Source organism: Streptomyces fructofermentans, assembly GCF_014651055.1.
Lineage (GTDB): Bacteria > Actinomycetota > Actinomycetes > Streptomycetales > Streptomycetaceae > Streptomyces > Streptomyces fructofermentans.
On sequence record NZ_BMWD01000001.1, the window covers coordinates 462,044 to 472,667 of the forward strand.

At 73.5% G+C, this 10,624-nt stretch carries 9 protein-coding genes and 1 pseudogene; 5 read left to right on the plus strand and 5 right to left on the minus strand.

Features of this window, described 5'->3' with window-relative positions:
• Window positions 1-83: 83 nt before the first annotated feature.
• Window positions 84-634: pseudogene (locus IE265_RS38130) on the minus strand (MFS transporter); the annotation flags it as partial.
• Between the two features lie 368 nt (window positions 635-1,002).
• Here IE265_RS38130 and IE265_RS01915 point away from each other — a divergent pair.
• From IE265_RS01915 to IE265_RS01925, 3 genes are all read left to right on the plus strand, one after another.
• Window positions 1,003-1,644, plus strand: a complete 642-nt coding sequence (locus IE265_RS01915) for a DUF6758 family protein (RefSeq protein WP_190033490.1) — start codon at window positions 1,003-1,005, stop codon at window positions 1,642-1,644.
• 284 nt (window positions 1,645-1,928) lie between these two features.
• On the plus strand, window positions 1,929-2,792 hold the full coding sequence (locus IE265_RS01920; RefSeq protein ID WP_190033491.1) for a PHP domain-containing protein: 864 nt from the start codon (window positions 1,929-1,931) through the stop codon (window positions 2,790-2,792).
• A gap of 298 nt (window positions 2,793-3,090) precedes the next feature.
• A complete protein-coding gene (locus IE265_RS01925) occupies window positions 3,091-3,696 on the plus strand; it encodes a MarC family protein (RefSeq protein ID WP_190033492.1) in 606 nt (201 codons plus the stop codon).
• A gap of 165 nt (window positions 3,697-3,861) precedes the next feature.
• On the opposite strand, the gene IE265_RS01930 is transcribed toward IE265_RS01925, so the two are convergent.
• On the minus strand, window positions 3,862-4,014 hold the full coding sequence (locus IE265_RS01930) for a DUF8834 family protein (protein ID WP_020136747.1): 153 nt from the start codon (window positions 4,012-4,014) through the stop codon (window positions 3,862-3,864).
• Window positions 4,015-4,226: 212 nt separating this feature from the next.
• Here IE265_RS01930 and IE265_RS01935 point away from each other — a divergent pair, with 212 nt between their 5' ends.
• Entirely contained in the window at window positions 4,227-5,135 is a 909-nt protein-coding gene (locus IE265_RS01935; protein ID WP_190033493.1) for an NYN domain-containing protein, read from the plus strand.
• Window positions 5,136-5,235: 100 nt separating this feature from the next.
• On the opposite strand, the gene IE265_RS01940 is transcribed toward IE265_RS01935, so the two are convergent.
• Window positions 5,236-6,120, minus strand: a complete 885-nt coding sequence (locus IE265_RS01940; RefSeq protein ID WP_190033494.1) for an alpha/beta fold hydrolase — start codon at window positions 6,118-6,120, stop codon at window positions 5,236-5,238.
• A gap of 210 nt (window positions 6,121-6,330) precedes the next feature.
• Window positions 6,331-8,661, minus strand: coding sequence for a DEAD/DEAH box helicase (locus IE265_RS01945; protein ID WP_190033495.1), 2,331 nt, complete (start codon window positions 8,659-8,661; stop codon window positions 6,331-6,333).
• A gap of 476 nt (window positions 8,662-9,137) precedes the next feature.
• Here IE265_RS01945 and IE265_RS01950 point away from each other — a divergent pair, with 476 nt between their 5' ends.
• Window positions 9,138-9,875, plus strand: coding sequence for a ferritin-like fold-containing protein (locus tag IE265_RS01950; RefSeq protein ID WP_190033496.1), 738 nt, complete (start codon window positions 9,138-9,140; stop codon window positions 9,873-9,875).
• Window positions 9,876-10,184: 309 nt separating this feature from the next.
• Here the strand turns inward: IE265_RS01950 and IE265_RS01955 are convergent, their stop codons facing one another.
• Window positions 10,185-10,451, minus strand: coding sequence for a hypothetical protein (locus IE265_RS01955; protein ID WP_190033497.1), 267 nt, complete (start codon window positions 10,449-10,451; stop codon window positions 10,185-10,187).
• Window positions 10,452-10,624 lie beyond the last annotated feature (173 nt).

Sequence of the window (10,624 nt, forward strand, 5' to 3'; positions counted from 1 at the left end):
GCGCCTCGCGGGGACGGGCCGTCGGGTATCTCACATCCGCCGCGCCCGGCCGGGGTGGCGTCCGTGCCGCCGGCCCGGCCTGGGTTCGCGAAGACCGCGACGCCGTCCTCGGCCGCGTGCCGTTCCGCCGCCCCCTCCGCCCCCGCCGCCAGTGCGGTGCGGCGGACGAGGACCACGAGGGCGCCCCAGTACCGCGGTTGCCGCCACGGCGAACGGGACGTGGACATCGGTCCACTCCTTGATCCGCGGGGGCGAGGAGGGGTGCCTCGGCGGCCGCGAACCGGCGGACGAAGCTGCAGCCGACGCTCGCCACAGGCCGCGGGGCGTCCGGGACGCCCAGGGCCGGTTCGGTGTGGACGGTGTCGTCCACGCCGATCGCGGCGCGGGACAGGACCGTGCGGACGGCGGTGGCGGTGTGGCCGCCGTGGCCGAGGACGAGCACGTCGGCGGCCGCAGTGGCGACCCGGCCGGCACCCCCGCCGGGCCGGGCCGAACCGCGCCCGGGCGCGCGGCGCCACGGACACCGAGAGGACGGCAAGCAGGACGCCCGGGCGAGGGAGACGGCACCCGACCGGTACGGGCTCATGTCCGGCACGAACGGCGTGAGGGCCGGCACGGTCAAGAACGTGCAGTTGCCGGGGTGAAGAGCGGCGGGACCCGGCCGGGCGTGGCGTCAGGCCGCCGGCGGCGGAGGGCAGGATCGGGTCGACGAGCCCGATGCCCGTGAAGGCGACCACGGACGCCACGGCGGTTGCCCGGACCGCCTTCGGCTGCCGCAGGACGCCGCCCGGTCCCGCGGCGGACGCGTCCCCCTCGGCGGGTCCTCCCGTGCTGCTGTTCATGCCCGTCTCCTTCGCGTGCGAGAAATGGTTGGCTTATGCACGCGATAAGTCGGAGCGGCTGATGAATGCAATGCGCATCCAATGCCTCGGAGTGACGGCCGCGTGCCGGACGGGTGATCGTCCTTGACGCGGGCAACGACGGGGAGGACCGTTGGGCCCTATGAGGGGCGAACCCAGTTGCCCGAAGTGTGGTGGCCGGGTCAGGGCTCCCGGCCTCTTTGCCGACTCCTGGCAGTGCGATGTGCACGGCACCGTGCATCCGCTGCAGCCCGTGATCCCGCCCAGCGTCGAAGCCCTCGGTGTGGTCGTGCACCGGGCGCGGGTGCCGGTGTGGATGCCGTGGCCGCTGCCCGTGGGCTGGCTCTTCACGGGTGCCGCCTTCGCGGGCGACGACCGCAGCGGCGGCCGTGCGACGGCCGTGGCCTGCTCGGGGCCCGGACCGCTCGGCGGTGTGGGTGAGCTGGTCCTGATCGCCGAGGAGCTCGGCGTCGGCCTGGGCGCGCGGTACGCGGGCGTCGACGGGCCGGACCCGGGGCCGTACATGAGCGTCGAGAAGCCGGCCCAGGCGAAGGTCCTCGCCGCGGGACGCCCCACACCGCTGTGGCACGTCGCCGGGACGCCGGACGACCGCGCCGTCTTCGCGGGGGAGGCGCTCGGGCTGTGGCTGTGGGCCGTCGTGTGGCCCGAGCAGTCGGGTCTGCTGATGTACGACGAGCTCGTGCTGACCGATCTGCGGGACGCGGGCGCCGAGGTGGACCTGCTGCCGTGCGGGGCGCTGTCGCCGCGCATCCTGGAGCCCTGAGGGCGGCCCCGCGGTTCCGGGCGGCTCCGCCCACCCCGCGTCCGACCGTGGTGCGGTGCCTTGAGCTGTGCCGTGCCGTTTCCCGTGCGGTGTGCGGTGTGCGGTGTGCGGTGTGCGGTGCCGGCCCGGACGGCCCGGACGGCCCGGTGGCCCTCGGGGCGGGCGGTGGGCGGGAGGAGGTCGCGTAGGGGGTGCTCCGGGGTTGCGGGTGTGACAGGGGGTGGGTCGGGTGCGGCTATCCTTGAGCGGTCCCGCTGGTCCTGCCCCTGTCTGGAGTTCGTGTCGTGCGCGTTGACCTGCACTGTCACTCCACGGCCTCCGACGGGACGGACACGCCCGCCGAGCTGGTGCGCAACGCGGCCGCCGCCGGACTGGACGTGGTCGCGCTGACCGACCACGACACCACCCGGGGGTACGCCGAGGCGATCGCCGCCGTGCCTGCCGGGCTCACGCTGGTGACCGGCGCCGAGCTGTCCTGCCGCCTCGACGGCGTGGGGCTGCACATGCTCGCCTACCTCTTCGACCCCGACGAGCCCGAACTGCTGCGTGAGCGCGAACTCGTGCGCGACGACCGGGTGCCGCGGGCCCAGGCCGTGGTCGGCAGGCTCAGGGGCATGGGTGTGCCGGTTACCTGGGAGCAGGTCGCCAGGATCGCCGGAGACGGCTCCGTGGGCCGGCCGCACATCGCCACCGCGCTGGTCGAGCTCGGGGTCGTGGCCGACGTGTCCGCCGCGTTCACGACACAGTGGCTCGCCGACGGCGGCCGGGCGTACGTCGCGAAGCACGAGTCGGACCCCTTCGAGGCGATCCGGCTCGTCAAGGCGGCCGGTGGCGTGACGGTCTTCGCGCACCCCGGGGCCGCCAAGCGCGGCCGGACCGTGCGCGAGTCCGCCCTCGCCGAACTCGCCGCGGCCGGCCTCGACGGCATCGAGGTCGACCACATGGACCACGAACCGGCCACCCGGGCCCGCCTGCGCGGGCTCGCCGCGGAACTGGGGCTGCTGGTCACCGGGTCCAGCGACTACCACGGCAGCCGCAAGACCTGTGTGCTCGGCGAGTACACGACGGACCCCGAGATCTACGGCGAGATCACCAGGCGGGCCACCGGCGCGTTCCCCGTCCCCGGCGCGGGCGGGACCGCGCGCTAGCGCTCCGGTCCGCCTGCCCGACCGCGGGGCGCACCCGTGCCCCGCACCCGGTTCCGCGCATCTGCGGCGCGCACCCGTACCGCGCGGTCCGCGCATCCCCGTGCCGCGTTCCGTCCGGTTCCCGTACCGGGCGGCGGCGGGCCGGGTGCCCTTCGCCGTCGAGCCCTGTCCCCCGAGCCCTGTTCCCCGTGCTCTGTCCGCCGTGCCGTCGCCTCGCCTGCGCGGACGTCCGCGCGGTGCCCCGCGTCCCGAACGGGCGCCCACCCCCTCCACCGACACTCCCGCAAGGCCTCATCTGATGTTCGACCTCGCCGTCTTCGGCTCCCTCTTCCTGACCCTCTTCGTCATCATGGATCCCCCCGGCATCACGCCGATCTTCCTCGCCCTGACGGCCGGCCGGCCCGCCAAGGTGCAGCGCCGGATGGCGTTCCAGGCGGTCTGCGTGGCCGGTGGCGTGATCACCGTCTTCGGGCTGCTGGGGCACCAGATCCTGGCCTACCTGCACGTGTCCGTCCCCGCGCTGATGATCGCGGGCGGACTGCTGCTCCTGCTGATCGCCCTCGACCTGCTCACCGGCAAGACCGACGAGCCCAAGCAGACGAAGGACGTCAACGTCGCCCTCGTGCCGCTGGGGATGCCGCTGCTCGCCGGGCCGGGCGCGATCGTGTCCGTCATCCTGGCCGTGCAGAAGGCCGACAGTGTGGCGACCCATGTGTCGGTGTGGACGGCGATCCTGGCCATCCATGTCGTGCTGTGGGTGGTGATGCGGTACTCGCTGCTGATCATCCGGGTCATCAAGGACGGCGGTGTCGTGCTCGTGACCCGGCTCGCCGGCATGATGCTCTCCGCGATCGCCGTGCAGCAGATCATCAACGGGGTCACCCAGGTGGTCCAGGGCGCCTGACCGCCGTACGCCCCCGCGGCGCGGGCGAGTCCCGTACCCACGAGGTCCCGTACGCGTGAAGTCCCGTACGCACGGAAGCGCGTACACGCGGAAGCCCGAAGACGCGGAACCCCCGCACGGTGTGGTCACCGGGCGGGGGTTCCGAAGTGTGTCGAACGTCCGCTGTTATGAGGCCGTGGTGTCGGCCGGGCGGATCCAGAGGCGCTGCCCTATGGCCGCTGCCTGCTGAACGATCCGGTTGACGGAGGCGGCGTCCACGACGGTGCTGTCCACGGGGGTGCCGTCGACATCGTCGAGTCGCATGATTTCGAAGCGCATATGGCTTCTCCCTTCGTCTGGTCATCCTCCTGATGGAGAACTACTGGTGGGTGGTCCCGCGGACCGTCGTTGTCCCGCGTTCCCGATGGAGTCAACCGGATGCGTGTTACGAACATTCCCTACGCTAAAGAAAATTTTCGAACGTCTAATTACTTGCCGGTATCGGGACCGGTCGTGTTCGTGCCGTGACGTCCTGCGACAATGTGACGCCTATGAATGACGACTTCGCTGCAAGCGACGATCCGGCTGCCCTGGGTGCTCGCATCGACCGGACGAACGAGCTGCTCCAGCGCATGCTCGCCGAGGTGGCGAAGACGCCGTCCACCCACGCGATCTTCGTCGACGCCGGGTACCTCTACGCGGCCGCGGGACGGCTCGCGACCGGGACCGAGGACCGCCGGGCCTTCGACCTGGACGCCGAAGGGCTCATCGAGGCACTCATCGACCGGGCGCGCACGATCTTCGCGGACAGCAGGCTGCTGCGCGTCTACTGGTACGACGGGGCGCGGCGCCGCATCCACACGGCCGAGCAGCAGTCGATCGCCGAACTGCCGGACGTCAAGGTCCGGTTGGGCAACCTCAACGCCAACAACCAGCAGAAGGGCGTCGACTCCCTGATCCGCACGGACCTGGAGTCACTCGCCCGGCACCGCGCCATCAGCGACGCGGCACTCATCGGCGGCGACGAGGACCTCGTCTCCGCGGTCGAGGCGGCGCAGGGGTACGGGGCCCGCGTCCACCTCTGGGGCATCGAGGCTCCGGAGGGGCGCAACCAGGCGGAGCCCCTGCTCTGGGAGGTCGACAGCCAGCGCACCTTCGACCTGGAGTTCTTCAAGCCGTACGTCACGCGCCGCACCGCCGCCTACGACACCTCGGCTGCCCGGCCGGCCCGCGACGACGTGCGGTTCGTGGGGGCCCAGATCGCCGCCAAGTGGCTGGTCTCGCGGGGACGGGACAACCTGGCAGAGCTGCTGCCCGGCCATCCGTACCTGCCCGGCCCCGTCGACCAGGACCTGCTCGTGGAGGCGGAGAGCCTGCTCCAGTACTCGCTGCGCGGGCAGGCCGATCTGCGGCGCGCGCTGCGCGACGGCTTCTGGGAGCACGTGCAGGGGCAGTACTGAGCCGTGCCGGGCACTCGTGCCGGGCCGCTGTGCCGCGTGATCGCGGCGGGCGTCCGCGCCGGACGCCCGCGCAGTGCGGGGACGGTCGGGGCGACGACGGTCAGGCGTCCACGGCGGGGGGCGTCCCGTCCCAGAACGCGGCCAGTGCCCGCGCGGTCTCCAGCGGGCGGTCCGTGTTGGGGGAGTGCTCGGCTCCGCGTACGACCGTGCGGTGCGCGCCGAGGCGTACGGCCATGTCGTCCAGGAGCGGCACCGGCCAGGTGTCGTCACGCTCCCCGGACAGGACGTGCACCGGCAGCCGCAGTGCCGCCAGCTCCGCCACGCGATCCGGTTCCTCGCACAACTGGCGTCCCGTCGCGATGAGTTGGGCCGGGCTGTTGGCGAGCCAGCGGCGCTTCAGGTCCGCCCGGTCGTCGAGGCCCTCCTCCAGGCCGTCCTCCGTGTCCTCCGGCGGCTCCAGCGCCTGGATCGCGTCCCACACCTGTGCCATGTCCATCACGGCGAGCGCGTCCCGCAGCAGCTTCACGCGCTCCTGCTGGGAGGTCGAGATCTCGGCGGGCCCCGAGGACATCAGGGTCAGCGAACGGAAACGCGCCGGCTCCAGCAGTACGGCCGAGCGGGCCACCAGACCGCCGAAGGAGTGGCCCACCAGATGGACGCGGTCCGTCGGGCCGTCGGTGAGCGCGGCCACCTGGGCCAGCACGTCCCGGGTCAACTCGGCGCGTGCGTAAGGCGCTTCGTCGTCGGCCGGGCCCGGTGTCCCGTACTGCCCGCGGCCGTCCACGGCGACGGTCCGGTACCCGGCCCCGGCGAGCGGCTCGTGCAGCGAGATGAAGTCCTCCTTGCTGCCGGTGAATCCGGGCAGCAGCAGCACGGTGCCCCGCGAGGGGCGGCCGGCCTCGATCACGGCGAACTCCCCGCGCGCCGTGCCGAGCCGGTACGCGCGGGCGCCGGGGGGCGGGACGAAGGTGGCGGGCCTGCTCATGGGACTGAGGCTATCCGGGCGGCTGAGAGGTCCGCACGGCGGGCGGGCGCGGCCGACACGGGGGCAGGGCCCCTTGTGCCGTGGGGGAAGGGCCCCTCGTACGGCCCACGTGTGCGCGCCGCGGACCGCGGCACACCCGGGGCGTGGCCGGGGCCGGAAACGCCGACGGCCCGGCCCCCGTGCTGGGGGCCGGGCCGTCGGTCGGGTGGGTCAGCTCTCCGGCGTCTCGGCGGCGGCCGCCGTCTTCCGGGCGCGGCGGCGAGGCGTGGCCTCCGGCGCCGCCTCGTCCGCCACGACGGCGGCCGTGGCCGCTGTCTTGCGGGCGCGGCGCGGCTTGACGGCCTCGGCCGACGCGGCCTCGGTCGCCTGGGCCGGGATGCCCGCCTCGGCGGGCGCGGTGGCCTTGCGGGTCGCCCGACGGCGAGGCTTGGCCTCGACGGCTTCGACCGTGTCCACGACGGCCTCGACGGCTGCCGCGGCCTTCCGCGTACGACGCGGCTTGGTCTCCGCGACCTCGGCCGCCTCGACGACCGTGTCCACCGCGGCGACCGCGGCCTTGCGAACGCGGCGGCGCGGGGCGGCCTCCGCGACGGGTGCCTCCTCCACGGGCGCGACGACCGCGGCCTTGCGGGTGCGGCGGCGCGGAGCGGCGGGCTCCTCGACCGTCTGGGCCGGGATGCCGGCCTCGGCGACCTCGACCGGCGCCTCGGCGGCCTTGCGGGTCCGGCGGCGCGGAGCGGCCTCCACGGCCTCCGCGGTGTCCAGCACCGCTTCGGCGGTCACGGCGACCGCGGCCTTGCGGGTGCGTCGCGGCTTCGCCTCGACGGCCTCGGCAGGTGCGGCGACGGCTTCCACGACGGCCTCGGCGGCCTTGCGGGTGCGGCGGCGGGGCGCCGCCTCGGCGGGGGCCTCGGCCGGTACGGCCGTACCGGAAGCCGGAGCCTCCTCGACGACCGGGGTCTCCGGCTGCACGGACTCCGCGGCCCTGCGGGTGCGACGGCGGCGCGGCTTGGCCTCCGCGTCCGTCACCTGCTCGGACGGCGCGCTGTCCGCCACGGTGCCCTCGGCCGTGTCGACCGCGGTCTCGGCCGCCTCGGAGACTCCGCCGACACGCGTCCGGCGGCGCCTGCGCGGCGTACGGGGCTCGGTGGCGGCCTCGGTCCCGGCGGCCGGTGCCGACTCGGCGGCCGTCTCCGGTGCCGTCTGCTCGGCGGCGTCGAGCGGCGAACCGTTGCGGGTGCGGCGACGGCGACGCGGCGTGCGGGCGGAACGCTCACGGTCGCGCTCGGCGGCCGGCGCGGGCGCCGGACCGGACGAACGGCCGCCGCGACCGCGGGCACCGCGCCCACCGGTCTCGCCGAGGTCCTCGACGGCCTCCGCCGCGAGACCCGCACGCGTGCGCTCCGAGCGCGGCAGGACACCCTTGGTGCCCGCGGGAATGCCCAGCTCCTCGAAGAAGTGCGGAGAGGTGGAGTACGTCTCCGGCGGGTCGCTGAAGTCGAGCTCCAGCGCCTTGTTGATCAGCTGCCAGCGCGGGATGTCGTCCCAGTCGACCAGCGTGATCGCGATGCCCTTGGCACCCGCGCGACCGGTACGGCCGATGCGGTGCAGGTACGTCTTCTCGTCCTCGGGGGACTGGTAGTTGATGACGTGTGTCACGCCCTCGACGTCGATGCCGCGAGCGGCGACGTCGGTGCAGACGAGGACGTCGACCTTGCCGTTGCGGAACGCCCGCAGCGCCTGCTCGCGGGCACCCTGGCCGAGGTCGCCGTGGACCGCGCCGGACGCGAAACCGCGCTGCTGGAGCTGGTCGGCCAGGTCGGCCGCCGTGCGCTTGGTGCGGCAGAAGACCATGACGAGACCGCGGCCCTCGGCCTGCAGGATGCGCGAGACCATCTCGGGCTTGTCCATGTTGTGCGCGCGGTACACGTGCTGCTTCGTGTTCGCGACGGTCCTGCCCGCGTCGTCGGGCGAGGTCGCGTTGATGTGCGTGGGCTGCGACATGTAGCGCCGCGCGAGGCCGATGACGGCACCCGGCATGGTCGCCGAGAACAGCATGGTCTGGCGCTTCGCCGGAATCATGTTGATGATCTTCTCGACGTCGGGCAGGAAGCCCAGGTCGAGCATCTCGTCGGCCTCGTCGAGGACGAGCGACTTGATGTGCTTGAGGTCGAGCTTCCGCTGGCCCGCGAGGTCGAGCAGGCGCCCGGGGGTGCCGACGACGACGTCGACACCCTTCTTCAGGGCCTCGACCTGGGGCTCGTAGGCGCGGCCGCCGTAGATGGCGAGAACGCGCACGTTGCGGACCTTGCCCGCGGTGAGCAGGTCGTTGGTGACCTGCGTGCACAGCTCACGGGTGGGGACGACGATGAGCGCCTGCGGCGCGTCGGTGAGGTCCTCCGGCCGCGCGCGGCCGGCCTCGACGTCCGCGGGGACGGTGACCCGCTCCAGGAGCGGGAGGCCGAAGCCCAGTGTCTTGCCGGTGCCGGTCTTGGCCTGGCCGATGACGTCGGTGCCCGAGAGGGCGACGGGGAGCGTCATCTCCTGGATGGGGAAGGGACTGATGATGCCGACGGCCTCAAGGGCTTCGGCTGTCTCGGGAAGGATTCCGAGCTCTCGGAAAGTAGTCAGGGTGCTGCCTCTTCTGTGTACGCGGTGCGAGGCGAGCGCGGGGGTCGTGTCGGGACCGTGCCGGGGACGTCGGCCGCCTGTCGGGCGGGCCGAGTGGCACGGGACCACAGCCGACGCTCGAGCTCTCGTACCGCTGAGGGTCCCTCCGGATGCCGTACGCACTGTGCCGTACGGGCGAGGAGGGCTGTCGGGTCGGAGCCGATCGGGCCACCGACCGGGCATCCTCATTCGTGCGGCCCGTCGAGTTACGTAGATCAACTCAGCGAGCGCATTACCACCATACCCCGGAATCGCGCATATGCGATGGCCGATTTGGTCACGTAGTCGTCGTCACACTGATTGACCAGGGCCTTCCGCCCCGCGGTGAGCGGGCTATTGTGCGCTTCATGACGACGCCTGACAACGCTTCCGACGCACCCGCCGAACACACCGGAGTCGCCGCCCAGGACTGGGCGCAGGCCTCCGTGGAGCCCCAGTACCGCGCCGCGGTCGTGGACCTGCTCGGAGCGCTCGCGTACGGCGAGCTGGCGGCGTTCGAGCGGCTCGCCGAGGACGCGAAGCTGGCGCCGACCCTCGCGGACAAGGCGGAACTGGCCAAGATGGCGTCGGCGGAGTTCCACCACTTCGAGCAGCTCCGGGACCGGCTCACCGGGATCGGGGCGGAGCCCACGGAGGCGATGGAGCCGTTCGTCGCCGCGCTCGACGGCTTCCACCGGCAGACGGCGCCCTCCGACTGGCTGGAGGGGCTCGTCAAGGCGTACGTCGGCGACTCGATCGCCAGTGACTTCTACCGCGAGGTCGCGGCCCGCCTCGACGCCGATACGCGCAAGCTCGTGCTCGCGGTGCTCGACGACACGGGCCACGCCTCGTTCGCCGTCGAGAAGGTGCGCGCCGCCATCGACGCGGACCCGCGGGTCGGCGGGCGCCTCGCCCTGTGGGCGCGACGGCTGATGGGCGAGGCGCTGTCGCAGTCGCAGCGCGTGGTGGCCGACCGGGACGCCCTGTCGACGATGCTCGTCGGCGGTGTCGCGGACGGGTTCGACCTCGCCGAGGTCGGGCGGATGTTCTCGCGGATCACCGAGGCGCACACCAAGCGGATGGCCGCGCTGGGTCTCGCGGCCTGAGCCCCGGGCCGAGGGCCGGTCGTCCGGCGGCGGCGACCGACCGGGCACCCGCGCGTCCCGGCCTCCGGGCCGCCCCGGGTCGGTCACCCGGGTCGGTCAACGGGTCAGTCGGTTGAGCGGGTCACCGGTCACTCGGTTGAGCGGGTCGCAGGGCCGGTCGGTTGAGCGGGTCACCGGGGCTGCCGGCTGAGTGGACCACCGGGCCGACCGCCCGGATCGCGAGTCCGTCGGCGCCTTCGTGTCGGCGAACGGACGGCCGTACGGGCCCGAGCGGTGGCCGGGTCGGCCATCGCTCCGGGAGCCCCGGGGTCACACCGCCGCTGATCGGCGGAGTCGGCCCGCGGGGCGCAGCAGCAGCGAGACGGAGGCCGCGGAGACCGCCGCGGCGCCGATCAGTACGGCCGGCAGATTTCCCGATCCCAGAGCGGTGTGGGTGAGGAAGGCGCCGAACAGGGCTCCGGCGACGCCGGTCGACAGGACCAGGCGGCGGACGGGCAGGCGGTGCGGCAGGTAGTACCCCGCCGTCCACGCAAGCACCAGACCGATGATCGCGGAGCCGAGCGCTTCCAAGAACATAAGGGTCCCTCCCGCACGGCGTTGGGCACTTCGGTCGTAGCCCGTCATACCCGTGACCTGCGGAATGCAATCCTCCCCTGTGCGTGGCCTGTGCTCCATCCGTGTCCGGGCCCGCCACGGCGCCGGGGAGCGGCCGGAACGGCGGAGGGGAGCGGCCGGAACGGCGGAGGGGG